A 26686-nucleotide genomic window follows, 5' to 3' on the forward strand; every position below is an offset into this window, starting at 1 on the left:
CTTTCGCTACAAATCAACGCTGTATAAGCTGTCTATATTTCACCCAATCAAAGCTTAGACCAGGATCGCTTTTTCTCAAGGGCGCAATATATTGATGACCAGTAATTCGTGGCGGGGTGATTTGAGGATAAGACTGCATAATCACCTCAGTGATCTCTGCAAGTGATTGATATTGCGCTTCTGTGTAGGCAGTAAATTCTGTCCCTTCAAGCTCGATACCAATGGAATAGTCATTACAACGCTCCCTGCCCGCGAAACTGGATTGACCGGCATGCCATGCTCTATCGAGAAAAGAAACAAATTGAACAACCTCGCCGTTTCTCTTAATCAAGCAATGTGCAGAAACGCCCATTTTGTGAATAACTTCAAAAAATGGATGTGCGTTTGGGTCTAGCTTGCCAGTGAAGAAGCCCTCTATATATGGTCCACCAAACTGCCCAGGAGGCAAACTGATGTTGTGTACCACCAGCAGAGAGATGTCGTTTATATCAGAGCGGGCATCAAAAAATGGTGACGGAACATGCTTTGCCTGTGTCAGCCAGCCATTCTCGATAATTGGGCGCATATCAACCTCTCTACTTTGCAAATTAACTGCTGAAATTATTGACACCGGAGAGTATCATTCGTTGCCATCTCCCTTTCAAGACAAGATTTGCGATGAAGAACACACACAACATTCAAGAACGCCTAGAATACCTTAAACAACAACTCCCTTTAGAGATCACTCGCTCTGTCGCTGATACCTTAAAAGAAGATCTAGGTGGCAGTGTCGACGCAGATAACGACATTACTGCATCTTTGATCCCTGCCGATGCGGTTAATACCGCAACGATTATTACTCGCGAATATGGTGTGTTCTGTGGTCAAGCATGGGCTGATGAAGTTTTTAAACAGCTCGGTGGTAAGGTCAGCATTGAATGGCACGTAAATGACGGCGATAAGGTCAAACCTAACCAAACCCTTTGTACGCTGACAGGCCCAGCTCGTGATTTGTTGACAGGTGAGCGTAACGCAATGAACTTCATCCAAACGCTGTCTGGCTGCGCAACAGTTACCGCAGAGTACGCTGAAAAAATCGCGCATACTGAGTGTCGTCTACTAGACACACGCAAAACCATTCCTGGTCTGCGTAGCGCACTAAAATACGCCGTGACCTGCGGTGGTGGCTTTAACCATCGCATCGGTGTGTTCGACGCTTACCTTATTAAAGAAAACCACATTATTGCTTGTGGTGGTATTACTCAAGCGATCCAAAAAGCGAAAGAGCTCAACCCAGGCAAACCGGTAGAAGTAGAAACGGAAAGCTTAGAAGAGTTGAAAGAAGCGATAGACGCCGGTGCCGACATCATCATGCTAGATAACTTCACAAAAGAAATGATGCGTGAAGCCGTAGCGATTAACGCAGGTCGTGCCGCTTTAGAGAACTCCGGCAACATTACGCTAGAGACCATCGCAGAATACGCAGAAACCGGTGTCGATTACATTTCGGTAGGCGCGTTGACTAAGCATCTAAAAGCGATGGATCTTTCGATGCGCTTCAAATAACAAAAGCAACAAATCTCAAATTACTTCAACTAACTCAGTGGGTTGTGAGTAATTCATCATTAAAAAGGGCCAATTGGCCCTTTCTTTTTATCCACTAAAAAATAGTACTACTCGCAAAACTCTGCATGCGATATGCAACTTTTCACCAAAGAGTTTTATCTCACTCGAGAGCCCATCTCTTCCCCATTTTCAACCCACCTTAACTCTCCATAATCTTTCGCTAATGCAAGAGCATTATTAATTTTTAGGAAAGGGTTAAAAATGAAAAACAGTAAACAGAAAAAACAACAGGGTTTTACTCTGATTGAATTAATGATTGTGGTGGCGGTAATTGGTGTTTTGGCATCTATAGCTATTCCACAGTACCAAAAATACGTTGCGAAGTCCGAGGTAGCATCAGCTCTTGCAACCCTGACTGGAGTAAAAACGAACGTAGAAGCATTTGCTGTCGAAAATGGTAAGTTCCCTGATGGTGCTAATGCAAATGAAACTGAAGCAGACTTGGGTGTTCCAACCTCTATTCCATCAGGTTCAATAACTTTTACTGCAGCAAGCTCTTCCGCTGGCACAATCAAGTTTGAGTTTGATAGCTCAGGAGTGAGTAACTTGGTTACTAGTAAAAACTTCGAGCTAGTACGTGCGTCTGATGGAACATGGACATGTCAAGGTTCTAGCTCAAGCCCGGTAACAGATGATTTGTTACCAAAAAATTGTCGTTAACATTAATGCTCACCAAACTCTCAACAATTCTTCGCCAAAAAGGATTACTGACATTTTCCCAAGAAGAATCGTTAATAGAGCAAGTCAAAGCTTCTGGCATTTCAATGCCGGAAGCTTTACTCAGTTCTGGATTATTAACATCAAGCGAGCTAGCTGATCACTTAAGTTCTCTCTTTGGTTTGAGTCAGCCCGAGTTATCTCAGTATGAGTACGCTTCGCTTTGTCAACAACTCGGTCTACGTGAATTAATCACTCGACATAACGCACTCCCACTCCAGCGCACGCCTTCAACTTTGTTATTAGCCGTTGCCGACCCGACGAACCAACAAGCAGAAGATGACTTTCGTTTTGCGACAGGGTTGCAAGTAGAGCTTGTTCTCGCTGATTTTCGCGAGCTGACCGCTGCGATTCGGCGCTTATATGGCCGAGCACTTGGGCAAGAAAAGTCTGGATTAAAAGAGATCAACCAAGAAGAGTTAGCCAGTCTGGTTGACGTGGGCGCAGATGAAATCGACAACATTGAAGACTTGAGCCAAGATGAGTCTCCTGTTAGCCGTTACATAAACCAAATTCTGTTGGACGCTGTGCGCAAAGGCGCATCCGATATCCACTTTGAACCTTATGAAAAGATGTACCGCGTTCGCCTACGCTGTGATGGCATCTTAATTGAAACACAGCAGCCACCAAGCCACTTAAGTCGCCGCTTATCCGCTCGTATCAAAATCCTCTCTAAGCTTGATATTGCAGAGCGACGTTTACCACAAGATGGGCGTATTAAGCTCAAGTTGAATCAAGACACCGCGATTGATATGCGTGTATCCACGCTACCGACTCTATTCGGAGAGAAAATTGTATTACGACTACTCGACAGCAGCTCTGCGTCACTGGATATCGACAAACTTGGTTATAGCGAACAACAAAAACAATTGTACTTGGATGCGCTGCGTCGCCCACAAGGCATGATTCTGATGACAGGCCCAACTGGGAGCGGGAAAACCGTTTCTCTGTACACTGGATTGAGTATTCTCAATAAGCCAGAAATCAACATTTCCACAGCAGAAGACCCGGTAGAAATTAACTTATCGGGCATTAACCAAGTACAAGTACAACCCAAGATCGGCTTTGGCTTCGCAGAGGCGTTACGCTCTTTTCTTCGTCAAGACCCCGATGTGGTCATGGTCGGTGAGATTCGTGACTTAGACACTGCGGAAATCGCCATAAAAGCATCGCAAACCGGTCACTTAGTACTTTCAACCTTGCATACCAATTCTGCGGCTGAAACGGTTATTCGTTTATCAAACATGGGCGTAGAAAGCTTTAACTTGGCCTCATCTCTTAGTTTGATTATTGCCCAGCGCTTAGCCCGTAAACTGTGCTCGCACTGCAAACAATCACAAGAGCTTACCGTTCAGCTACAACATCTCGGAATTCAAGCAAGCGACAACATTTTTAAAGCCAATCCCGATGGATGCAATGAGTGTACCCATGGTTATTCCGGCCGAACGGGGATTTATGAAGTGATGCGCTTTGATGAATTTCTTTCCGAAGCGCTTATTAAAGGCGCGTCGGTACATGAACTAGAAAAACTCGCCATCGCAAATGGTATGAGCACGTTACAAATGTCGGGCATAGAAAAACTCAAACAAGGGATCACAAGTTTTAGTGAACTACAGCGCGTACTTTATTTTTAATCCTTTAATCAGCAGTCACCTCTATGAAAACCACTACACCACAACTTAAAAACTTCCGCTGGAAAGGCATCAACAGTTCAGGCAAAAAGACGTCTGGACAAACTCTCGCGATGACAGAAATTGAAGTACGCGAGCGTCTAGACGCACAACACATCAAGATCAAGAAGTTAAAGAAAAGCAGTATCTCGTTTCTAACTAAACTCAGCCATCGCGTGAAAGGCAGAGACATCACGGTGTTTACCCGGCAAATTTCGACGATGTTGATAACCGGTGTCCCCTTAGTTCAGGCTTTAAAATTGGTATCAGAAAACCACAAAAAAGCAGAGATGAAATCCATTTTGATGAGCGTGACACGCGCCGTTGAAGCGGGTACGCCCATGTCAAAAGCCATGCGCACTGCAAGTGAACACTTTGACCCACTCTATACCGACCTTATCGCCACAGGTGAGCAATCCGGTAACTTAGCGGAAGTGTTCGAGCGCTTAGCCACCTACCGAGAAAAAAATGAACAACTCCGTGCGAAAGTGATCAAAGCCCTGATTTACCCAGCCATGGTAGTGCTAGTAGCGTTAGGCGTCTCGTTTATCATGCTCACCAAAGTCATTCCCGAGTTTGAAAAAATGTTTGTTGGTTTTGGTGCTGACTTACCTTGGTTTACCAGGCAAGTATTAGATCTTTCCGTCTGGACACAAAACTGGAGTCCGTTTATCGCACTAGGCTCCATTAGTTTATTCATCTCGGCGAGAATCCTCTCTAAGCGTTCAGATTCTTTTCGCTTAATGCTCAACCGCTCTGTGCTTAAATTTCCTGTTCTGGGCCCTGTATTATCAAAAGCTGCTATCGCCAAATTTAGTCGAACACTCGCCACAAGCTTTACAGCGGGTATTCCAATTCTAACCAGTTTAAAAACCACATCAAAAACCTCAGGAAACTTACACTATCAACTCGCCATAGAAGAAGTTTACCGTGATACCGCCGCAGGTATGCCAATGTATGTTGCCATGCGTAACTGTAATGTGTTCCCTGAATTAGTGTTACAAATGGTCATGATCGGTGAAGAGTCTGGTCGACTTGACGATATGCTCAATAAAGTTGCAACGATCTACGAGTTTGAAGTCGATAACACCGTCGACAACCTTAGTAAAATTCTAGAGCCGCTAATTATCGTTTTTTTAGGCATCGTTGTTGGCGGATTAGTGACAGCAATGTACTTGCCAATCTTTAACTTAATGAGTGTATTGGGCTAGAATGAGCTGTTAACTCCTTTAAAACAGCATCTTGCTGATTTCACTCATCGCTCAAGAGACAAATATGGAAGTATTCCAGTACTACCCTTGGCTATTCGTTGTGTTTGCCACCATCTTCGGTCTGATCGTGGGTAGCTTCCTCAATGTGGTTATTTATCGACTACCTAAAATCATGGAACTAGAATGGCGACGCGAATGTGCCGAGTCATTTCCTGAATACAAAATAGAACCTCCTAAAGAAGTGCTGACCTTGAGCGTCCCACGCTCCTCCTGTCAGAAGTGCGCAACGCCGATACGTATTCGAGACAACATCCCTGTGATTAGCTGGCTGCTTTTAAAAGGCAAATGCCACAACTGTCAGACAGCCATTAGCGCACGCTATCCACTGATTGAACTGCTCACTGCGTTCTGCTCAGGCTTTGTCGCTTACCACTTTGGTTTTAGTTACTTTACCGTTGCCCTACTCTTTTTCACTTTTATCTTAATCGCCGCAACATTTATCGATCTCGATACTATGTTGTTACCTGACCAATTAACATTACCATTAACTTGGGCTGGCATTGCCTTAGCATTAGTCGAAATAAGTCCTGTTACTCTACAAGATTCTGTCATTGGTGCTATTGCTGGTTACCTATGTCTCTGGTCCGTTTACTGGGGCTTTAAGCTACTTACTGGTAAAGAAGGAATGGGATATGGTGATTTTAAGCTACTAGCAGCACTAGGGGCTTGGCTGGGCTGGCAGTCACTGCCGATGATCATTCTACTTTCTTCTGTGGTTGGCATCGTATTTGGCATCATTCAACTACGCTTGCAAAAACAGGGAATTGAAAAAGCTTTTCCTTTCGGTCCTTACTTAGCAATTGCTGGTTGGATAAGCTTAATTTGGGGCGATCAGATTTTAAACTGGTACTTTACTTCAGTTCTAGGAGTGTAAATGGCTTTGGTTATTGGTTTAACAGGTGGTATCGCTAGCGGTAAAACAACCGTCGCGAATCTGTTCAAACAACAATTTAAAATCGATATCGTCGATGCCGACATTGTAGCAAGAGAAGTTGTCGAGCCAGGCACTCCCGGCCTAAACGCGATTATTGAACATTTTGGTCACGATATCGTTCGTGAAGACCAAACTTTAGATCGCGCAAAGCTGAGAGAGAAAATCTTTTCAAACTCAGATGAAAAAGCATGGCTCAACGCACTGTTGCACCCGATAATTCGTGAAAAGATGATCGAAGATTTGCAGCAAGTCACCTCAGAGTATGCGTTACTTGTGGTGCCGTTGCTCGTAGAAAACAAGCTAGACAGTTTGTGTGATCGAGTTCTTGTCGTCGATGTAGAACCGAATACACAGATATCTCGCACGATGAAACGAGACAATGTGAGTGAAGAACAAGCTCGCGCTATCCTTGCCTCTCAAGCATCAAGAGAGCAAAGACTCGCGCTTGCAGACGATGTGGTTAAGAATAATCCAAGTGACCCAGATCTTTTGCTTCAAATCACAGATTTGCACGAAAAGTACCTAGCCATGTGTAAGAAAAATCTGCGAAAATAGGAACGAAACTCACAAAGGCTTATGTCGATGACCACGCACAAATTTGAACATCCGTTAAATGAGAAAACTCGTATTTATCTAAGAGTGGAGTCTCTGCTGCGTCAGGCTCACTTGGCCTCTGGGTTTAGCGAAAATCACCAGTACCAACTGTTTTTCCGTGCGTTATTCGATATGGTTGAAATCTTCGAACAGATCCAGCTGAAAAGTGAACTGGCCAAAGATTTAGAGAAACAACGACTGTCGTACCGCCATTGGCTAAATGTTGATGGCGTCGATCAAGACGCATTAAATACCCTACTACAAGAGATAGATGTCGTTCATAGCCAACTGATGGGTGCAGAGCGTTTTGGTCAAGCACTAAAAGAAGATCGCTTCCTAAGCTCTATCCGCCAACGCTTTAATCTACCGGGTGGTTCATGCTGTTTTGATTTGCCAGCGTTACATTACTGGCTTCACCTACCCATTGAACGTAAAAAGCATGATGCGCAGCAGTGGCAAGCAAGCTTAAGGCCCTTGTCTGATGCGCTTTCATTATGGTTAAAGCTCACTAGAGAGACCGGACATTTTAAAGCTCAAATCGGTCGTGCGGGTTTCTTCCAAAGTGACGCTGATGAAGCTAATATTCTAAGACTTCACATCCCAATGGAATATGGCGTTTATCCTATGATTTCTGGCCATAAAAACCGCTTTGCGATCAAGTTTATGTCGTTTGAAAACGGTCAAGCGTGCACACAAGATATTGAGTTTGAACTTGCTGTGTGCAGCTAAGACGACACTAAGCCTCACCCCCACAATCTAAAATTCAACGCTTTATTGTTCGTATATTGGATAAAAATTCGTAGCAGCAATAGCGCGTTGAATAAGCCATCTTGAATTCATTTAGGTATACTACCCTTTAACACCAATTAGTAATGGGACGCTCAACTATGTCTAAAATTACCATCGTTCAATGCCCACAATGTGGCGCCGACGTAGAATGGGGAGAACAAAGTCCTCATCGCCCTTTCTGCAGTAAACAATGCCAAATGATTGATTTTGGTGAATGGGCAGATGAAGAAAACACCATCCCAGGCGCCCCCGATATGTCCGACAGTGATGGCTGGTCTGAAGACCAGTATTAAATTGAGGCCTAGGGTAAAGGAATATCCTAGGCTCCTAGGTTTTAGGCTATTGGGAAATGGCTATGAAATGCGGAGCACTTGGCTTACAACATACAGAAAAGACAATTTAACTCCACCATCTGTACTCCCATCATTCCGAAGAACTATCGCAACATCACGACTCTATTCACAGCAAGGGGGCAGCTAACAACTTAAACACTTGCATTCTCGGCTAGTAGATTCTGAACCACACTCCTTCGTCGCTGTCCAGAGTGATGAATTTTAACCTCGGTGCCCTGTAATCTTTGGCCATCATTTGCCGTCATTCCAAGGAGCCATAACGACATCAGGAATCTACTCACAGCAAGGGCTCTGCTGAAGTTGACGACTTAAACACTAGCGCTCTCGGCGAATAGATTCTGAATCACGCTCCTTCGTCGCTGTCCAGAATGACGAATTTTAACCGCGGAGCCCTGTAATCTTTGGTCATCATTTGCCATCATTCCGAGGAACCATAACGACATCAGGAATCCACTCACAGCAAGGACACTTCTGAAGTAACGACTTAAACACTAGCGCTTTCGGCTAGTAGATTCTGAATCACGCTCCTTCGTCGCTGTTCAGAATGATGAATTTTAACCATTGCGGTCTGCAATCGGTATTCATTCACCCCTTTTCAACTCTGACTATTTTGATGATCTAGCAAAGCTATTTTTATTCGAGCAAGGCAGAGGCGCGGAGTATATGCCAGTGCATGAGCATCGGCAGTACAGGTCGGATGAAAAGAAAACGAGCAAGCTAATTACACAAATAAAAAAACGGAGCCCTAAAAGGACTCCGTTTAAGATGAGAACGCTAGTTATAGCATTACTTCTTAGCAAGTTTCTCTTTGATACGAGCAGACTTACCAGAACGCTCACGTAGGTAGTACAACTTGGCACGACGTACTGCACCACGGCGTTTAACTTCGATGCTATCAACGATTGGAGAGTGTGTTTGGAACGTACGCTCAACACCTTCACCGTTAGAGATTTTACGTACAGTGAAAGCAGAGTGTAGACCACGGTTACGGATTGCGATTACAACGCCTTCGAAAGCCTGTAGACGCTCACGGTCACCTTCTTTTACCTTAACTTGAACTACAACAGTGTCACCTGGTGCAAATTTAGGTAGGTCTGATTTCATTTGCTCTTCTTCAAGAGCTTTGATGATGTTACTCATTTTTTAAATTCCTAGAATAAACTGATACTAAATAAATTAGGTTACTTTGCGTTATGTTCACTAATGAACTCAGCAAGTAATTGTTCCTGTTCGTCAGTCAGAGCTAGGTTTTCCAGGAGCTCTGGTCTTCTAAGCCAAGTTCGGCCCAGCGACTGTTTTAGTCGCCATTGACGAATGTCCTTGTGATTGCCTGACATCAGTACCGCTGGTACCTCTTTGTCATCCAACACTTCTGGACGCGTATAGTGAGGGCAATCTAACAAGCCATTTGCAAAAGAGTCTTCTTCTGCTGACGCGAAATCCCCTAGTACACCCGGAACAAACCGAGAGACAGAATCGATTAACGTCATGGCTGGTATCTCACCACCCGTCATCACAAAATCACCAATCGACCATTCTTCGTCGACTTCAGATTGAATGATGCGCTCATCTATCCCTTCGTAACGACCACAAATCAGAAGCAAGTTCTCATTTGTTGCCAGTTCTTCTACTCCTTTCTGGTCGAGCTTGCGACCTTGAGGAGAAAGGTAGATGACTTTCGTCTTGCCCGGTGAGGCTGCTTTCGCGGTATGAATGGCATCGCGCAAAGGCTGAACCATCATTAACATACCAGGGCCACCACCGTAAGGTCGGTCATCGACAGTGCGATGTTTGTCGTGAGTAAAATCTCTAGGATTCCAAGTCTCAATCGACAAAAGACCTTTTTTAACCGCTTGACCTGTTACTCCAAAATCAGTAACAGAACGGAACATTTCTGGAAAAAGGCTAATAACGCCAACCCACATGTTTATCTCGCTCTGTAATTTTGGAGATTAGAATCCAGGATCCCAGTCAACTTCGATCCGTTGAGCTTCGCGATCAACATTAATGATCACTTGCTCTTCAAGGAACGGGATTAATCGTTCCTTCTGCCCGAAAGCATCTTTAAGATTTGCTTTAACAACCAGAACATCGTTTGAGCCAGTTTCTAGCATGTCAGTAACGACACCTAGATCGTAACCTTTAGTGGTTACAACTTGCATCCCAAACAATTCGCGCCAGTAGAACTCATCTTCTGACAATTCAGGAAGTACCGCAGGGTCAATAGCAATTTCAAAGTTCGTCATTAGATGCGCGTCTTCACGAACATCCATGCCTTCCAGCTTAGCCACCATACCTTTGTTATGGCGCTTCCAGCTTTCTACTTTGTACTCAACCCACTTACCCTTTTGGTTAATGTACCAAGGGCTGTAATCGAAAATGCTTTCAGCATTGTCTGTGTAGGAAAAAACCTTAAGCCAACCTCGAATGCCGTAAGTAGCACCAAACTTGCCTACAACAATCTTTTCGTTGCTCATTGTTTCTTTACCTTTCATCGACATAAACTAGTTTCTACTTTTCAAGTAAAAAATTAAGCCGCTTTTTGAGCGTCTTTAACTAGCTTAGCAACGCGGTCAGATACAGACGCGCCTTGACCAACCCAGTGGTTAACGCGGTCTAGGTCTAGACGTAGACCTTCTTCTTGACCTTTAGCAGTTGGGTTAAAGAAACCAACTTTCTCGATGAAACGGCCAGTTGCAGCGTTGCGGCTGTCCGCTACTACGATTTGATAAAATGGACGCTTTTTAGCGCCGTGACGTGCCAAACGAATGGTTACCATGTCGTCCTCTTTGCTTTCTCAAAAATAAAATTAACCCCAAAAACCATTCAAGAAATTAAATAGTTTGGGGTCTCGTGCCAAAATAAAGCTCCGGAATTTTACTCTTCTCCCGGAGCAATGCAAGGAGTTTAGTTACTTTTTCGCCAACATAAATTGAATTTAAAGTTTGTGACGTACCTAACACCCTGAATCTATGCGTGATCGATTAATTAACGACCAAATGGGTTGAAGCCACCGCCTCCACCCATGCCGCCCATCATGCCTTGCATGTTGCGCATCATGCCTTTCATGCCACCTTTTTGCATCTTTTTCATCATCTTCTGCATTTGGGTGAACTGTTTTAGTAAGCGGTTTACGTCTTGAACTTGCACACCAGAACCAGCCGCAATACGTTTCTTGCGTGAGCCTTTGATAATCTCTGGGCGTTGACGTTCTTTCATTGTCATGGAGCTGATGATCGCTTCCATCTGCTTGAACATCTTGTCATCGACTTTGTCTTTCACATTGTCTGGTAGCTGAGACATGCCAGGAAGCTTATCCATCATGCCCATCATGCCGCCCATGTTTTGCATCTGGCCTAGCTGTTCACGGAAATCTTCAAGGTCGAAACCTTTCTTCTCTTTGAACTTCTTCGCCAGCTTTTCTGCTTTTTCTTGGTCAACGTTGCGTTGTAGGTCTTCAATTAAAGACAGAACGTCACCCATACCAAGAATACGTGAAGCAACACGATCTGGATGGAACGGTTCTAGCGCGTCAGTTTTTTCACCGACACCCAAGAATTTGATTGGTTTGCCCGTTACATGGCGTACTGACAGTGCCGCACCACCACGAGCATCACCATCAACTTTAGTTAGAACTACACCGGTAAGAGGTAGCGCATCGCCAAAGGCTTTTGCTGTATTTGCTGCGTCTTGACCCGTCATAGCGTCAACAACAAATAGCGTTTCTACTGGGTTGATAGCTGCGTGAAGATCTTTGATCTCCCCCATCATCTCTTCATCAATCGCCAAGCGACCTGCGGTATCGACAATCAATACGTCGTAGAATTTTTTCTTCGCATGGTCAATCGCTGCATTGGCGATATCAATAGGCTTCTGGTCTGGTGATGATGGGAAGAAGTCAACACCGATGTCTGATGCCAGCGTTTCAAGCTGCTTGATTGCCGCAGGGCGGTAAACGTCGGCAGACACAACCAAGACTTTCTTCTTGTCACGTTCTTTTAAAAGCTTAGATAGCTTACCTACCGATGTGGTTTTACCCGCACCTTGTAGACCCGCCATAAGAAGCACAGCAGGTGGTTGAGCGGCAAGGTTTAGCGCCTCATTCGACTCACCCATTACGGCTTCAAGTTCTGTTTGAACGATCTTGATAAATTCCTGACCAGGAGTCAGAGATTTAGAAACTTCTACACCTACCGCTTTTTCTTTAACGCGGTTAACAAATTCACGAACAACCGGAAGCGCAACGTCAGCTTCAAGTAAGGCCATTCGTACTTCACGTAGGGTCTCTTTAATGTTGTCTTCGGTCAGACGACCTTTGCCACTGATATTTTTCAGCGTTTTGGATAATCGATCCGTTAAATTCTCAAACATCTTTGTCTCTTCGCTAAAATGGCGATTAATTAGTGTGAGTATACATTAGCCAAGGTCTGAGTCATACCCGTACCGCTGCTCTATTCTTGTCTCTATTTCTATATGGTGCGGTAACTTATTAATTTCAATATCTCATCTCTCACGATTGATGTCGGATATAACGTAGCCCCAAAGTGTAATGCAAGGTATAATTTCCTCATTGTGCACAATAATATTTAGGATTCATGGATAGCTTAATAGCCATCGCGGCCGCCATACTTTATGTTTTGGCGATTGCGACCATCATACCCGGACTCTCACAGCAGTCAGGAATCAAAGCAAAAACAGTGTTTGCTAGTGCTGCCTGTGCGCTTGTTTTTCATGCGTGGATTTTGAGTGATCTGATTTTTGATGGTTCAGGTCAAAACCTTAGTATTCTAAACGTAGCCTCTTTGATCAGTTTTATTATTTCTCTGGTCATGAGCCTTGCTATGTTGAAAAATCGGTTGTGGTTTTTATTGCCTGTCGTTTATAGCTTTGCTGCCATCAATTTATCTGCTGCCACATTTTTGCCAAGCACGTTTATCAAGCACCTAGAGAATGACCCTAAGCTACTCATTCACATTTCTTTTGCGCTGTTCTCATACGCAACTTTAACTATCGGTGCACTCTACGCACTTCAGCTGGCTTGGTTAGATCACAAACTGAAAACAAAAAAATCTTTGGCGATTAACCCAAACCTGCCGCCTTTATTAATGGTAGAGCGTCAGCTATTCAAAATCATTTTGATCGGTAACTTATTGTTAACTGGTACGCTCATTACTGGCTTTGTCTTTGTGCAGGATATGTTTGCTCAAGGTAAAGCGCATAAAGGCATTCTTTCTTTCATCGCTTGGATTGTGTACTCAATACTGCTTTGGGGTCATTATCAAAAAGGTTGGCGTGGTAGAAAAGTTACTTGGTTCGCTGTCGCAGGGGCAACGCTGTTAACTCTGGCGTATTTTGGCAGTCGCTTTGTGAAAGAAATCATCTTGAATTAAGGAGCTCTAGGGCTCCTATCCTTTATATTTTAGGCTAGATAAAATACAGTACGCCTTAACCCTTTGACTTAACGGACTTACTCAACCGTTATATAACCCAATACTTACAAGGAACAGCAACGTTTTGGACGACATCTCTACGGGTATCTTGTTTGCGCTACTCGCGTGTCTTATCGTCATATCAGGTTACTTTTCCGGCTCAGAAACAGGGATGATGTCTCTGAACCGTTATCGCTTAAAGCACTTAGCCAAAAATGGGCATAAAGGCGCTAAGCGAGTCGAAAGGCTATTAGACCGTCCAGATCGTTTGATTGGTCTTATTCTTATCGGCAACAACCTCGTTAATATTCTCGCGTCCGCCATCGCGACCATTATTGGTATGCGTTTGTATGGTGATTTAGGTGTCGCTATCGCAACCGGTGCACTAACTATGGTTGTATTGGTTTTTGCCGAGGTTACCCCTAAAACAATTGCAGCGCTTTATCCTGAACGTGTGTCCTACGCGAGCAGTATATTATTGACCATACTGATGAAGTTACTGTCGCCTTTAGTGATGCTTGTTAACTTTATTACGAATGGCTTTATTCGTTTACTTGGCGTAAAAGCCGATCACTCAGTAGAAGACCATCTTAGTTCCGATGAGCTGCGTACCGTAGTAAACGAAGCTGGCGGATTGATCCCTCGCCGACACCAAGACATGTTGGTATCTATTTTGGATCTTGAGCACGTCACTGTGAACGACATCATGGTGCCACGCAATGAGATTACCGGTATCGATATTAATGATGACTGGAAATCCATCGTTCGTCAGCTTACCCACTCACCACATGGACGCATTGTTTTTTATCGTGACCAAATTGATGAAGTGGTTGGCATGCTGCGCCTGCGTGAAGCTTACCGCCTGATGCTGGAAAAAAACGAGTTCAATAAAGAGACGCTATTACGTGCTGCGGATGAAGTCTATTACATCCCGGAAGGTACGCCACTGAACGTGCAAATGTTAAAGTTCCAACGCAACAAACAGCGTATTGGTCTGATTGTTGATGAGTATGGCGACATTATTGGCTTGGTGACATTGGAAGATATTCTGGAAGAGATCATTGGCGAGTTCACGACCTCGATTTCTCCAAGCCTTTCTGATGAAATCAGTCCTCAAGGTGACGGAAGCTTCCTCATTGAAGGCAGCACCAATATCCGAGATATCAACAAAGGCCTGAAATGGGACTTACCAACGGATGGCCCAAGAACGTTAAACGGTCTTATTTTGGAGCACCTAGAAGACATTCCAGAGAGCCATTTAAGCGTGAGAGTGGCTGGTCATCCAATGGAGCTTGTTGAGATTGAAGAAAACCGCATCAAGCTCGTTCGTGTTTATCCTAAAAAGAAAAAATAGCCTCTATTTACAACTCACGATGAGAAAAACTCAACGATAAAAAATAAAAGAGCCTGATCATGTCAGGCTCTTTTTAGTTCTGGATAAATATGCTTCTTGATAAGTTTTTAGCAACTAGTCGATACGCAGCTCTTTTAGCATCGATTCAGGCAAAGCCAGTTCATCATTTTTGTTCACCGATACACCAGCATCCAAAATGCTCTTGGCGATCTGTTGTGCTTCTTCTAAAGAGTGCATCGCTGCCGTGCCACATTGGTATTCGTTGAGTTCAGGGATCTTGTTCTGGCTTTCTACCTTTAGTACGTCTTCCATGGCCGCAATCCAAGCATCCGCTACTTGCTGCTCTGATGGAGTGCCAATCAGACTCATGTAAAAGCCCGTGCGGCAACCCATAGGCGAAATATCGATGATCTCAACAGAATCGCTGTTAAGATGATTGCGCATAAAGCCTGCATAAAGGTGCTCTAGCGTATGAATACCTTTTTCAGAAAGGATGTCTTTGTTTGGCGCGGTAAAGCGTAAATCGAAGACAGTAATCGTGTCCCCTTTTGGGGTCTGCATGGTCTTCGCCACTCGCACTGCTGGTGCATTCATGCGAGTGTGGTCCACGGTAAAACTATCGAGTAAAGGCATTACATCTCTCCTGATTGTAACTCCAATACCTCTCGGTACTGGATAAATGTCATTCATCCCTTCAGCACATAAACAGGCTGTGGGTTAAAAGAACCAGCTGCTGTTGTCTTCTAATTCCTGACGACATTGCTTCAGCTGCCAGCCATAAGTTTTTGCAGTTTGTTCAACACGTCGAGCGACTTTGAGCAAACTGGGCTTTCGCTTATAAGTACCTCGCTTGTACCCACCTCGACCTTCATGATAAGCCAGATATTGACTGTATGGGTCCCATAACGAAATCCCTAGTTGGCGCCTCGTTTCGTGAGTATACCAACCGACAAACATCATTGAATCATCAAAGTTGGTACGAGAACCGCCCTGACCCGTCGCATCTTGGAAATCTTCCCAAGCAGGATCTTGAGCTTGAGCGTAACCATACGCACTGCTGACTCGTCCCCAAGGGATAAATCCCAATAAATAGTCTTTGGGTGGTTTCGCATCGTGCCGAAAGCTGCTTTCTTGTTTAATAATAGCCATAGCGACATGAATGGGAGTTCCCCACTTTTCTTCCATATCTTTGGCATCATCATACCAGCCGGATTTCTCTCGAAATATCTCACATAAATTATTCTGCTGCTTTGGCGGTGCCGTGGCACAACCTGCAAGTAACATGCTTCCGAGTACCGATACTACTAACGGTTTAATGTTCAATCCCACCCAACCTTTACCTATTCACTACTGCTTCAGATAAGCAAAGTAATCTTCCAAAAAATCATCAAAAGATAGCGTGTCACTTTGTTCCGCTTGCTTTTGCTTTTCTACTGACGACGCCACTTCCGTTTCCATCGTATCTTGCGAGTAGTACTGATAACCGTGAGCTAGATTTTCCTCGCGGTACTTCATGCCAAGCGCACAGCCGACTTTACCTAACCCACCAAGCTCTTTCGTCAGCTCTAATAGTTGACCTGAAATCGTTAGTTCTGGGTTATCAACCCATGTCTCGAGTTTATTACACACATCTTGGTATGCACTGCCACCAGCAGCCATATCCATTTGCTGTGCTATCTGACGCAGCTCGACAAAAACTCGATGCGCCCAATCTTGCAGAGATAGACGTTCACCTTGGCAACCAATTTGCAGCATTAGCCCTTTTTCACGACCAGAAACAATGACTTTGTTCCAGTTGTCGCGCCAACACTCTAATTCACAGTTGTCCATTGGATCCGAGTCTGACAAGGCCGCCCAAGTCAGGAAGAGATCAAGGAATCGTACTTGCTCTTCATCCAACCCCACTGCGCTGAATGGGTTAACGTCTAGAGAGCGAACTTCAATGTACTCAACCCCACCGCGTCGTAACGCATCTGAAGGTTTCTCACCACTTTTCGACACGCGTTTCGGGCGAATTGGAGCGTATAGCTCGTTCTCAATTTGTAAAATATTGGAATTAAGCTGGCGGTATTCACCGTCCACTTTGACGCCTATTTTCGCAAACTCTTCTGATGGGTGACGAATCGCATCGCTCAAACCATCCAGATACTGATCAATGCTGTTAAAGCCAATTTTCAGTACACTTTGCGCACTATTGGTGTAGCCCAGATCGCTCAAACGCAAAGACGTCGATTTCGGCAAATACAAAGTGCCGCCAATTTTCTCGAATGGCAGATCGGTTTCACGACCTTGAATAAAAGAGCCGCATAACGCTGGCGATGCGCCGAAGAAATACGGAATCATCCAACCAAAACGGTAGTAGTTACGGATCAGCGCAAAGTAGGCATCAGACTTAGCATCTTGGCGGGCTTGTTCATCTTGCTCGCCGAATAGCGCATCCCAAAATGTCTCAGGGAACGAGAAGTTAAAATGCACACCTGAAATGATTTGCATCAGGCTGCCATAGCGGCGTTTTAGACCTTCTCGGTACAGGGTTTTCATTTTTGCTGCATTCGAAGAGCCGTACTGAGCAAGCTGAATATCCTCTTCCGAGCCAACATAACATGGCATAGAAAGAGGCCACATCTTTTCTTCACCCATTTTTGTCTGCGTGAAGTGATGGATATCTTTCAGTTGTGCCATCAGTTCTGGAATTTCATGTGACACAGGAGTAATGAACTCTAACAATGATTCAGAAAAATCAGTCGTGATCCATTGGTTTGTGAACGCTGAGCCTAACCCCTCTGGATGAGGTGTTGTTGCTAGATGTCCATCCTGACGATAGCGCAAAGTTTCTCGCTCAACACCGCGTCCAAACTGCTTAAATACTTCGGGGTTTGATGCAACTTTTTTTAGTCGCGCAGCAAAATCAGTCAAAATGAGGTTCGCTTATATTGGGAGCAGGACACTTATCACAAAGGACAAGCGTAAGCTAAGTTATTGATATTTAATGCATCTAGATAAATAACCCACGAAAAGTCGCTTATCTAGATGAATAGCGGAGAAACGTTTCTCCGCTATTAAATGTGTACTCTATCGAATGATTTCAAGCTCTTCTACGTCTTTCCCCAACTTTTCTAATTGAGGACGCAGTGATTTAGCATCACCAACGACGATAATTTGATAGTCATTTGGATCAAACCACTTTTGAGCCAGTGCATTCAAAGTCTGCTTATCGACTTTTTCTACGATAGCGTTTCTTTGCTGCAAGTAATCTTGATCGAGGTTGTACTTAAGAATATCACTGATGAGTTCCGCTTTTTGTGTTGGCGTTTCATATTTCAGTGCATCTTTTTGACCGACCGCTTGACGCATAAATTTCATCTCTTCATCAGTAATTCCTGACTGCGAGTATTCATTTAGCTCATTTTCCATCTCAATGATAGAAGCAACCGTTGCATCCGCTCGTACTTGCGCGGTGAAAACAACCGAGCCAGTTTCTGGATTTCCAGAGAAGTAGCCGTAAGCGCCGTATGTGTAACCCTTGTCTTCACGTAGGTTTTGGTTAATGCGGCTATTGAAGTTTCCAGCTAAGTTGAAGTTTGCCAGTTGGCTTAGGTAAAAATCGCCCGTTGCATCGTAAGGCATACCCTGACGAACCATCATGACCACACTTTGTGGTGCACCTGGTTTATCAACAAGATGGATCTTTTGCTCACCTAATGCAGCGATGCTTTGCGGTGCATACAATGGTGCAGCTTCATCCTGCCAGTTTTTCCAGAACGTCAGTTGCTGTTCAATTTCCTGTTGATCAATGTCACCAACAACGACGATTTGCGCACTTTGTGGCGTGTAATGCTTCGAGTAGAATTCACGGACATCATCCAACGTTAGTGCACTGACACCTGCTTGCGTGCCGTCTTTTGGTCGAGCAAAGACAGAGTCCCCATAGAGCACCTGGCGAGTCGCTTGTGATGCCATCCAACTTGGGTTTTGATGCTCATACACAAGACCTTCTAGCGCTTGCATCTTCACACGCTCAAAGTCTGCTTGCTTGAATGCAGGAGACAGCAACATCTCTTCGACAATTTTCAACGTCGGCTCTAAGTTCTTTTCTAAAGCAGAAACGCTGATGTTTGTTGTGTAGCCTGTTGCATTCACGGAGATGACACTACCTAGTTTATCGAGCTCAGCTTGAATCTCTTCGACACTACGTTTCGTTGTGCCTTCTTGCAACATCGCGGCGGTCAATTGGGCAAGACCTTCTTTGCCCTTTTCAACAAAACGTGTTCCCGCAGGTAAACTAAACTGCATCATGACCGTTGGTGTTTCATCGCTAACCGCGCCAAGCAACTCCGAGCCATTATTAAAATGAAGCTCGTACAACTCAGGCATCGTCGCTTTCACTGGCTCCCCTACAGGCGGTTGCACAGAGCGATCGAAGTTATCGGTCGCACGACGATACGCCAATTGATCATCAGTGATCTTCTCATATTCTGGTAGCGTGCGCTTTGGCGTCACAAAGGTCGCTGGTTTTACGACAAGGTCAGTTTTTCCTTTTGGTACCACGCTTAGGGTCACTTTGTTCTTACCTTGGATAAAATCCGTATACGCTTTTTCTACCGATGCAGGCGTCACTGCGCGGATCTGCTCAAGCTGTTGCTCAAGACGATCAGGATCGCCGAAGAATGTCTCGTTGGATGCCAACTGCGTTACTTTACCTTTAACGCTTTCTAGCGCAAAAATAGCATCCGCTTCCGCTTTACCCTTCAACTGCTCAAGGCGATCTTCTGTCACGCCTTTTTCAGCAAACTGATTGAGTGACTGTAAAAGCTCGTCGTACAGTTTTGATAGGTCGCCTTTGTCCCCAGAGTCACCCATTGCATAAACGTAAAAGTTACACGCCAGTTCTGCACAGTCATGGAATGAGCCCGCATCGACGGCTTTTTGAGTCTTGACTAAGTCTTGGTAGAGCACGCTGTTTGTACCGCCACCTAGCACTTCAGATAGCGTATCGAGAGACGCTTGGCTTTCTTCGCCGTTGTAAGTTGTTGGCCACGCGATCATCACCATCGGTTGTTGAATGCGATCTTCTAGAGTGATGTATTTTTCTTCTTGCAGTTTTGCAGGTTGTTTCGGCGCATTTTCAACCTCTGGCCCACGAGGAATCGAACCGAAGTACTTATTTACCCACTCAAGAGTTTGTTCAACGTCTAAGTCCCCACCGATAGTGATAGTCGCATTGTTTGGGCCATACCAACGTAAGAAAAACGCTTTGAGATCGTTCACATCAACACGATCAAGATCTTCAACATAACCAATAGTTTGCCACGAATACGGATGACCTTCAGGATATAGCGCTTCAGACATACGCTCCCAAATTAAGCCATAAGGACGATTATCGTAACGCTGAGCTCGCTCATTTTTTACAGTTGAACGCTGAATTTCAAATTTGCGTTGAGAAACCGCATCCAGCAAAAAGCCCATACGGTCAGACTCTAACCACAGCATTTTCTCTAGCTGGTTAGCCGGGACAGTTTCAAAGTAGTTAGTACGATCACGGTTTGTCGTACCATTTAACGTACCGCCAGCCTCTGTGATGATTCTGAAGTGCTCTTGGTCACCAACGTTCTCTGAACCTTGGAACATCATGTGCTCAAAGAAATGCGCAAAACCAGACTTACCCACCTCTTCACGAGCCGAACCAACATGGTAAGTCACATCCACATGGACCAATGGGTCGGAATCTTCAGGAGCTAATATCACCGTTAAACCATTATCGAGTTTATACTTTTGGTATGGAATCTTAACTTTGCCTTCTTCCGCTTTCGATGACTCGACGAAAGTTACCCCTTTCGGCAGTGATGAAACTGGCGTATTTGATGCACAGCCCGTGATCACCAAAAGTGAACACGCGCCAACCCAAAACATCTTCATGTACTTTCCTTAAAATAATCCGAGATAGATGGCCGCAAGTAAGCTATACCTAACAGCCTTTCCTAAAAATATTAAAATCACGCAAGGCAGAAACTTCATTCTTAGCCACCCTGCGGCTAAACACAGCGGGTCTCCAATTACAGGTAACCAGCTAAAAAACAATCCCCAATAGCCATACTTAGACAGCCAGTTTAATGCGGTATGACCGTGCTTTTCTTCTTGCGCTTTGTTGGGAATCCACAAGCCAAGCCAATAGTTTGTTAAGCCACCAAGCGTATTGCCGATAGTGGCGACCATAATAATTGACGAAACGGAATATTGATTTAATGAGAGAGTGGCAACTAAGCCCGCTTCAGAGCCACCAGGTAACAAAGTGGCACTGAGAAAACCGGTCATGAAAAGCACCCATAATGCTGAATCTGAAAACCAAAGCGCTAGACTTTCAAAGCTCGTATTAAATGCTTCTAGCATGTCATATCAAGCAACACCTTGCCTCTGGTTCTTCCTGATTCAACTTGCTGGTGAGCAGCAATCACATCACTCATCGGATAAACCTGTTGAATTTCAGTCTTCAGTAAACCAACGCCAACCATGTACAACAAGGTATCTAATTGCGCTGGATCTGGCTCAACCAACATGCCGTTAGCCTCAAAGCCTAGGAGTTTGGCTTTTTCACAAATCAGCTCAGCTGTGATGGTTGGAACGGTTATGACTCTCGCACCGTCTTTCAGGCATTTAAGCGCATCTAACGCGGCATCTCCACCTACTAAATCAATCAAAACATCAACGTCTTCAACACGTTCTGACACTGGTGCAAATTGATAGTTCACTGCGTGAGCGCCAAGGGTAGCCAGGTAGTCTAAATTTCGTTCACTGCAGGTTGTAAAGACTTCCGCTTTAGTCGCGACCGCGATTTGTACCGCTAGGTGTCCAACGCCACCGGCTCCTGCGAGGATAAGTACGCAATCGTTTTCTGTCACATTGGCTTTGCTGAGTGCTTGTGCCGCAGTTTGGCCAGCCAACGGTAATGCTGCGGCAGCCTCTAAAAGTAACTGAACTGGGAACATGACTTAACTCAGCTTCTGGAACACATACGTACTGACTGTACCCACCTCCTCGAACTGGGAAACCGATAAATCCAGCCACCTCATCACCATCATTAAAACGCGACGCCCCCTCTCCACTGGACACGACTTTTCCTGAGATGTCGTAACCTGGTACCCAAGGTAAATTATCCTTGTTCTGCGCAGCTGCCCAACCGAGTCCGGCTCGAGTTTTAACATCAATAGGATTTACGCCTGAAAAAGCGACTTTTACTAAGACTTCACCAGGCTGTGGTGATGGTGTCGAAGCATGTTGAATCGCGAGTACGTTGGCATCACCAAATTCAGTGATAACGATCTGTTTGTGTTCCATAAACCATTCCCTGCAAGAAAACAAAAAGGGATGCGAAAGCATCCCTTTGACTATAAACCATTTTGTTAACCGAAGTTAATCGTGATTTTGTAAATTGGTTGATCATTCCATTTTCAGTAATGACTAGCCGACAAGTGCTAGCAAGATACCAGCGGCAACCGCTGAGCCCAATACACCTGCAACGTTTGGTCCCATCGCATGCATCAACAAGAAGTTTTGCGGGTTAGCTTGTAAGCCGACTTTGTTCACCACACGCGCGGCCATTGGTACCGCAGAAACGCCAGCCGCACCAATAAGTGGGTTGATGTCTTCTTTTGAGAACTTGTTCAGCAACTTAGCCATTAGCACACCAGCACCCGTACCAATACTAAACGCAACCGCACCAAGCCCTAGAATGCCTAATGTTTCTAAGTTCAGGAATTGATCCGCTTGCAGCTTCGAGCCAACCCCTAAGCCCAAGAAGATCGTCACGATGTTGATCAGCTCATTTTGTGCGGTTTTCGATAGACGATCGACCACACCCGCTTCACGCATTAAGTTACCAAGACAGAACATACCGACAAGAGGCGTTGCTGAAGGTAGGAAAAGAATCGTCATGAGTAATACTGCCATCGGGAACAATACCTTTTCCCATTTACCCACGTGACGCAGTTGCGCCATTTGAATCTCACGTTCTTCCTTAGTGGTTAGCGCCTTCATGATTGGCGGCTGAATGATTGGCACTAAAGCCATGTAGCTGTACGCGGCTACAGCAATCGCACCAAGCAGGTCTGGTGATAACTTACTTGCTAAGAAAATCGCCGTTGGGCCATCCGCACCACCGATGATAGCGATAGACGATGCATCCGCCATGGAGAACTCCATGCCAGGTACATAGTTGAGCAAAATAGCGCCAAACAGTGTCGCAAAAATACCAAACTGAGCTGCCGCACCTAGCCACAACGTTTTTGGGTTTGCGATCAAAGCACCAAAGTCGGTCATCGCACCCACACCCATGAAGATCAACAACGGGAACACACCCGATTCAATCCCAATGTAGTAAACGTAGTAAAGCAAGCCGCCAGGCTCAGTAAAGCCAGCATTTGGAATATTCGCCAAGATAGTACCAAAACCAATCGGCAATAACAGTAAAGGCTCAAAGCCTTTTTTGATTGCCAAAAACAGCAAGGTACAACCAACCAGCATCATACAGATTTGGCCGAACTCGAAGTTAGCGATCCCTGTTTCTGCCCAAAGGGTTAACAATCCGTCCATGATACTCCCTTACGCCAGGCTCAACAGAGGCGCACCTACTGTGACAGCATCGCCTTCTTTAACGTTCAACTCTTGAACCACACCACCACGCGCCGCACGCACTTCTGTTTCCATCTTCATTGCTTCAAGAATCAGTAGTACATCGCCTTCAGCCACTTCAGCACCAGGCTGAACATTCACTTTAAAGATGTTACCGGCAAGAGGAGCAGGCACCGCTTCAGCAGAAGCGCTAGAAGGTGCGCTAGGTGCCGTCGATTTTGCAGGCGCCGCAGAAGGAGCGACAGAGGTTAGCTCGCCTTGAGGACCGACTTCCACCTCATACACCTGTCCGTCAACACGTACGCTATAAGTTTCTACGCCGCCAGTTGCTGGTTGCGCTGCAGGTACGGCAGGCTTCGCGGCTTCTAGCGTTGGTGCAGGTTCAAATGCTTCTGGGTTTTCACGATTCTTAAGGAACTTAAGACCAACTTGAGGGAAAAGCGCATAAGTAAGTACATCATCAACACGCTCACTTGCTAGCTTAATACCTTCTGATTTCGCTTTCTCCATCAGATCAACAGTAAGCGTCTCCATTTCAGGCTCAAGCAAATCGGCAGGACGACAAGTAATAGGTTCTTTGCCATCAAGTACTTTAGCTTGCAGCTCTGCATTTAACTCGGCTGGCGCTTGACCGTATTCGCCTTTCAATAGACCAGCAGTTTCCTTAGTAATGCTCTTATAGCGTTCGCCAGTAAGCACGTTAATCACCGCTTGCGTTCCGACGATCTGCGAAGTTGGAGTCACCAATGGAATGAAACCAAGATCTTCGCGAACACGAGGGATCTCTTCTAAGACTTCATCAATGCGATCCGCCGCGCCCTGTTCTTTCAACTGGCCTTCCATGTTAGTCAGCATGCCGCCAGGCACTTGAGCAATCAGGATGCGAGAGTCTACACCTTTCAACTGACCTTCCCACTTCGCGTACTTCTTACGTACTTCACGGAAATACGCGGCGATAGGTTCTAGTTGCTCGAGCTTCAAATTCGTATCTCGCTCGGTTCCTTCTAGCATCGCGACTACCGTTTCAGTCGGTGTGTGACCATAGGTACAACTCATTGAAGAAATCGCTGTATCGAGAATATCAATACCAGCTTCAACTGCTTTTACCGCTGTCGCAGTAGACAAGCCTGTCGTCGCGTGACAATGAAGTGCTAATGGCACATCACAAGATGCTTTGATACGCGTGATAAGCTCTTCCGCTTCATAAGGCTTGAGTAAGCCAGACATATCTTTAATACACAGTGAATGACAACCTAAATCCTCTAGGCGTTTTGCCAAGTCAACCCAAGTGTCTGCGTTATGCACAGGGCTTGTTGTGTAAGACAGCGTACCTTGAGCATGTGCGCCAACATCGACCGTTGCTTTAACGGCCTTCTGGAAGTTTCGCACGTCATTCATTGCATCAAAGATACGGAACACGTCCATACCGTTAGCATGCGCGCGTTCAACGAACTTCTCTACTACGTCGTCGGCATAATGGCGGTATCCTAAAAGGTTTTGACCACGCAGTAGCATTTGCATTGGCGTATTGGGCATCGCTTTTTTCAGCTCACGTAAACGCTCCCAAGGATCTTCCCCTAAGAATCGAATACAAGAATCAAACGTTGCGCCACCCCAAGTCTCTAGAGACCAGTAACCAACCTTATCCAACTCAGCTGCGATAGGCAGCATATCCTCAATACGCATACGCGTAGCAAATAGTGATTGATGGGCATCACGAAGGACCACATCTGTAATAGCTAGTGGTTTAGACATGCTCTTAAACTCCTTTTTAATCCTGGTTCGGCTACTTCGCGAATGAGGCGCGATGTTTATGAATCGCAGCCGAGATCGCCGCCACTACTTGTGGACTAACAGCTGAAGAGGTTGATTGAATATTAGTATTTGTTTTTGGTGCTGCGATCGGCTCTGGTACTTCTTCTGGTACCAATTTCGACATTAGCCGAACGAGATAAACAAGAATAGTGAGGAAAATAAATACGACCGCCATCCCCGTTAGCATCAGGGTGGCCGCATCTACTAGCAGGCTTCCTATATTAGTCATGTTGCTTCCTTTCTTTGTCATCCTGACAACGTGCAGGACTTTAATAGCGTCAAATCCCGACCAATGGATTATCTCGATTGGTTAAATTTTGTCAATTTTGTTTAAGGAAGGTTTGTAATAATCCTGATAAATGATTATTTATTCACTACCCAGATCACAGTTCATGACAAAATAATTACTGCGAATCTGCTATCTCCTTACGAACAGAGTAAAGGAGGACATAAATAAAAACTGCGATTTGGATTTCAAAACCAAATCGAGATTTACACATAAAAACTAATAAAAACAAAAGGATGTCATTTTATAACAATTAATAAACAAATAAAAAACAAAGAAGTTACATGTAAACAATTGAAGTGAAAGAAACGGAAATTAATATACAGGAGAGATAGTAAGGATGGATTCACAAACTACAGCTGAAACTTTATTCCAAATTGCTTAGATAAGCACATATTCGCTTTTGGAAAAGAAGGACCTCGCCTCTAACAACTCTAGGCTATAGTTCCTGATGTCCAGATACAAAAAAGCCTCGCAATTGCGAGGCTTTTTCAGTAAATGGCGCGTCCTGGAGGATTCGAACCTCCGACCGCCTGGTTCGTAGCCAGGTACTCTATCCAGCTGAGCTAAGGACGCGCAGTTTTCGACATCAACTTTCATCAATATCAGGGCAATACCCTTTAATAAGTGGCGCGTCCTGGAGGATTCGAACCTCCGACCGCCTGGTTCGTAGCCAGGTACTCTATCCAGCTGAGCTAAGGACGCGCAGTTTTCGATATCAACTTTCGTCAACATCAGGGCATTACCCTTTAATAAGTGGCGCGTCCTGGAGGATTCGAACCTCCGACCGCCTGGTTCGTAGCCAGGTACTCTATCCAGCTGAGCTAAGGACGCGCAGTTTTCGACATCAACTTTCATCAATATCAGGGCAATACCCTTTAATAAGTGGCGCGTCCTGGAGGATTCGAACCTCCGACCGCCTGGTTCGTAGCCAGGTACTCTATCCAGCTGAGCTAAGGACGCGCAGTTTTCGATATCGACTTTCATCAATATCAGGGCAATACCCTTCAATAAGTGGCGCGTCCTGGAGGATTCGAACCTCCGACCGCCTGGTTCGTAGCCAGGTACTCTATCCAGCTGAGCTAAGGACGCGCAGTTTTTGATATCGACTTTCATCAATATCAGGGCAATACCCTTCAATAAGTGGCGCGTCCTGGAGGATTCGAACCTCCGACCGCCTGGTTCGTAGCCAGGTACTCTATCCAGCTGAGCTAAGGACGCGCAATAATCTTATTTTACTTTGT

24 protein-coding genes, 6 tRNA genes and 1 pseudogene are annotated in these 26686 nt (G+C 45.0%); 10 read left to right on the top strand and 21 right to left on the bottom strand.

The features are described from left to right. Positions 1–13: 13 nt before the first annotated feature. The gene (ampD, locus tag P4S59_RS12820) at positions 14–565 is read right to left on the bottom strand and encodes a 1,6-anhydro-N-acetylmuramyl-L-alanine amidase AmpD (RefSeq protein WP_337168516.1); all 552 of its coding nucleotides are present in this window, start codon (positions 563–565) and stop codon (positions 14–16) included. 92 nt (positions 566–657) lie between these two features. Here ampD and nadC point away from each other — a divergent pair, with 92 nt between their 5' ends. The 8 genes from nadC to yacG all read left to right on the top strand — a co-directional run bounded on the left by nadC (position 658) and on the right by yacG (position 7873). Beyond that, positions 658–1545, top strand: coding sequence for a carboxylating nicotinate-nucleotide diphosphorylase (gene nadC / locus P4S59_RS12825; protein WP_337168517.1), 888 nt, complete (start codon positions 658–660; stop codon positions 1543–1545). Between the two features lie 261 nt (positions 1546–1806). After that, the gene (locus tag P4S59_RS12830) at positions 1807–2265 is read left to right on the top strand and encodes a pilin (protein WP_258656167.1); all 459 of its coding nucleotides are present in this window, start codon (positions 1807–1809) and stop codon (positions 2263–2265) included. A 5-nt stretch (positions 2266–2270) separates the two neighbouring features. Then, complete coding sequence (gene pilB, locus P4S59_RS12835; protein WP_337168518.1) at positions 2271–3956, top strand: type IV-A pilus assembly ATPase PilB; 1686 nt, start codon at positions 2271–2273, stop codon at positions 3954–3956. Between the two features lie 23 nt (positions 3957–3979). Further along, positions 3980–5203, top strand: a complete 1224-nt coding sequence (locus P4S59_RS12840; protein WP_337168519.1) for a type II secretion system F family protein — start codon at positions 3980–3982, stop codon at positions 5201–5203. A gap of 64 nt (positions 5204–5267) precedes the next feature. Then, positions 5268–6137 carry a prepilin peptidase gene (locus P4S59_RS12845; RefSeq protein ID WP_012841418.1) on the top strand — a complete coding sequence of 290 codons (870 nt, stop codon included), beginning with the start codon at positions 5268–5270 and terminating at the stop codon, positions 6135–6137. Beyond that, positions 6138–6752: a dephospho-CoA kinase gene (gene coaE, locus P4S59_RS12850; RefSeq protein WP_047008979.1), complete on the top strand. Its 615-nt coding sequence runs from the start codon at positions 6138–6140 to the stop codon at positions 6750–6752. Positions 6753–6779: 27 nt separating this feature from the next. Beyond that, positions 6780–7520, top strand: a complete 741-nt coding sequence (gene zapD / locus P4S59_RS12855) for a cell division protein ZapD (protein ID WP_005396691.1) — start codon at positions 6780–6782, stop codon at positions 7518–7520. Positions 7521–7678: 158 nt separating this feature from the next. Then, positions 7679–7873: a DNA gyrase inhibitor YacG gene (gene yacG / locus P4S59_RS12860; RefSeq protein WP_005396692.1), complete on the top strand. Its 195-nt coding sequence runs from the start codon at positions 7679–7681 to the stop codon at positions 7871–7873. Positions 7874–8719: 846 nt separating this feature from the next. Here the strand turns inward: yacG and rplS are convergent. The 5 genes from rplS to ffh all read right to left on the bottom strand — a co-directional run bounded on the left by rplS (position 8720) and on the right by ffh (position 12304). Then, positions 8720–9073, bottom strand: a complete 354-nt coding sequence (rplS, locus tag P4S59_RS12865) for a 50S ribosomal protein L19 (RefSeq protein ID WP_005379971.1) — start codon at positions 9071–9073, stop codon at positions 8720–8722. A gap of 41 nt (positions 9074–9114) precedes the next feature. Next, a complete protein-coding gene (gene trmD, locus P4S59_RS12870) occupies positions 9115–9858 on the bottom strand; it encodes a tRNA (guanosine(37)-N1)-methyltransferase TrmD (protein ID WP_085342646.1) in 744 nt (247 codons plus the stop codon). 27 nt (positions 9859–9885) lie between these two features. Further along, on the bottom strand, positions 9886–10434 hold the full coding sequence (gene rimM / locus P4S59_RS12875; protein WP_005379964.1) for a ribosome maturation factor RimM: 549 nt from the start codon (positions 10432–10434) through the stop codon (positions 9886–9888). Between the two features lie 29 nt (positions 10435–10463). After that, entirely contained in the window at positions 10464–10712 is a 249-nt protein-coding gene (gene rpsP / locus P4S59_RS12880; RefSeq protein ID WP_005379962.1) for a 30S ribosomal protein S16, read from the bottom strand. A gap of 209 nt (positions 10713–10921) precedes the next feature. Further along, positions 10922–12304, bottom strand: coding sequence for a signal recognition particle protein (ffh, locus tag P4S59_RS12885; protein ID WP_005385423.1), 1383 nt, complete (start codon positions 12302–12304; stop codon positions 10922–10924). 224 nt (positions 12305–12528) lie between these two features. Here ffh and P4S59_RS12890 point away from each other — a divergent pair, with 224 nt between their 5' ends. Both P4S59_RS12890 and P4S59_RS12895 read left to right on the top strand, forming a co-directional pair. Then, positions 12529–13323: a cytochrome C assembly family protein gene (locus tag P4S59_RS12890; RefSeq protein WP_005396694.1), complete on the top strand. Its 795-nt coding sequence runs from the start codon at positions 12529–12531 to the stop codon at positions 13321–13323. 124 nt (positions 13324–13447) lie between these two features. After that, positions 13448–14716: an HlyC/CorC family transporter gene (locus P4S59_RS12895; protein WP_005396696.1), complete on the top strand. Its 1269-nt coding sequence runs from the start codon at positions 13448–13450 to the stop codon at positions 14714–14716. 114 nt (positions 14717–14830) lie between these two features. Here the strand turns inward: P4S59_RS12895 and luxS are convergent, their stop codons facing one another. The 15 genes and pseudogenes from luxS to P4S59_RS12970 form a co-directional block, all read right to left on the bottom strand. After that, complete coding sequence (gene luxS, locus P4S59_RS12900; protein WP_005396698.1) at positions 14831–15349, bottom strand: S-ribosylhomocysteine lyase; 519 nt, start codon at positions 15347–15349, stop codon at positions 14831–14833. An 84-nt stretch (positions 15350–15433) separates the two neighbouring features. Beyond that, positions 15434–16039 carry a transglycosylase SLT domain-containing protein gene (locus P4S59_RS12905; protein ID WP_170891673.1) on the bottom strand — a complete coding sequence of 202 codons (606 nt, stop codon included), beginning with the start codon at positions 16037–16039 and terminating at the stop codon, positions 15434–15436. A 24-nt stretch (positions 16040–16063) separates the two neighbouring features. Beyond that, on the bottom strand, positions 16064–17632 hold the full coding sequence (gene gshA / locus P4S59_RS12910) for a glutamate--cysteine ligase (RefSeq protein ID WP_253651603.1): 1569 nt from the start codon (positions 17630–17632) through the stop codon (positions 16064–16066). Positions 17633–17788: 156 nt separating this feature from the next. Continuing rightward, positions 17789–20632 carry a M16 family metallopeptidase gene (locus tag P4S59_RS12915; protein ID WP_337168520.1) on the bottom strand — a complete coding sequence of 948 codons (2844 nt, stop codon included), beginning with the start codon at positions 20630–20632 and terminating at the stop codon, positions 17789–17791. Between the two features lie 9 nt (positions 20633–20641). Beyond that, the gene (locus P4S59_RS12920; RefSeq protein ID WP_301579407.1) at positions 20642–21103 is read right to left on the bottom strand and encodes a YqaA family protein; all 462 of its coding nucleotides are present in this window, start codon (positions 21101–21103) and stop codon (positions 20642–20644) included. Further along, positions 21097–22048: pseudogene (locus tag P4S59_RS12925) on the bottom strand (NADP-dependent oxidoreductase). Before P4S59_RS12925 ends, P4S59_RS12920 begins: the two are co-directional and overlap by 7 nt. A gap of 123 nt (positions 22049–22171) precedes the next feature. Beyond that, a complete protein-coding gene (locus P4S59_RS12930) occupies positions 22172–23302 on the bottom strand; it encodes a sodium ion-translocating decarboxylase subunit beta (protein WP_337168521.1) in 1131 nt (376 codons plus the stop codon). Positions 23303–23311: 9 nt separating this feature from the next. After that, positions 23312–25096, bottom strand: a complete 1785-nt coding sequence (oadA, locus tag P4S59_RS12935; RefSeq protein ID WP_005396707.1) for a sodium-extruding oxaloacetate decarboxylase subunit alpha — start codon at positions 25094–25096, stop codon at positions 23312–23314. A 31-nt stretch (positions 25097–25127) separates the two neighbouring features. Beyond that, positions 25128–25385, bottom strand: coding sequence for an oxaloacetate decarboxylase subunit gamma (locus P4S59_RS12940; protein WP_005379932.1), 258 nt, complete (start codon positions 25383–25385; stop codon positions 25128–25130). Positions 25386–25941: 556 nt separating this feature from the next. Then, positions 25942–26018 (bottom strand) — tRNA-Arg (locus tag P4S59_RS12945). Positions 26019–26070: 52 nt separating this feature from the next. After that, a tRNA-Arg gene (locus P4S59_RS12950) sits at positions 26071–26147 on the bottom strand. 52 nt (positions 26148–26199) lie between these two features. After that, a tRNA-Arg gene (locus P4S59_RS12955) sits at positions 26200–26276 on the bottom strand. Positions 26277–26328: 52 nt separating this feature from the next. After that, positions 26329–26405 (bottom strand) — tRNA-Arg (locus P4S59_RS12960). A 52-nt stretch (positions 26406–26457) separates the two neighbouring features. Beyond that, positions 26458–26534 (bottom strand) — tRNA-Arg (locus tag P4S59_RS12965). A gap of 52 nt (positions 26535–26586) precedes the next feature. Further along, positions 26587–26663 (bottom strand) — tRNA-Arg (locus tag P4S59_RS12970). Positions 26664–26686 lie beyond the last annotated feature (23 nt).

The organism is Vibrio sp. M60_M70 (assembly GCF_037162085.1).
Taxonomy (GTDB): Bacteria; Pseudomonadota; Gammaproteobacteria; order Enterobacterales; family Vibrionaceae; genus Vibrio; species Vibrio diabolicus.